Annotated in this window: 1 pseudogene; it reads right to left on the bottom strand. The window is 69.6% G+C overall.

Annotation, left to right across the window (positions count from 1 at the left end):
- Window positions 1–303 (bottom strand): annotated as a pseudogene (locus EN845_RS34665) (hypothetical protein); the annotation flags it as partial.

The raw sequence follows: 303 nt of genomic DNA, 5'->3' as shown, positions 1-303 counted from the left end.
GGCCTCCCGGTTGCGCACCTTGGCGACCGCCGCCTCGGGATGCAGCAGGCGGTAGCGGTCGAGGAACAGGCGGATCGCCTGCGGATGGGGAAACTCCCGGGGGTAGACGGCGACGGCGATCAGGAAGGCGCGATCCTCGCTGAGGTCGAGCGAGCGCAAGGCCGCGAGCAGCGCGGCATAGCTGGCCTGTTCGGTCAGCGAGCGCGCCGTCTGGAAATCGATGTCGAGTGCGGCCGCCAGCGCGGTCTGGAAGAACGCCGCATTGCCGGTCAGCGCCGTCTCGCGCAGCTTCACATAGCTCGC

Origin of the sequence: Mesorhizobium sp. M8A.F.Ca.ET.202.01.1.1, from assembly GCF_004791595.1 — a bacterium.
In the GTDB taxonomy this organism is placed as follows: Bacteria; Pseudomonadota; Alphaproteobacteria; order Rhizobiales; family Rhizobiaceae; genus Mesorhizobium.
The sequence above is the reverse complement of the archived record's forward strand: the minus strand, read 5'-3'. Positions and strand labels throughout refer to the sequence as shown.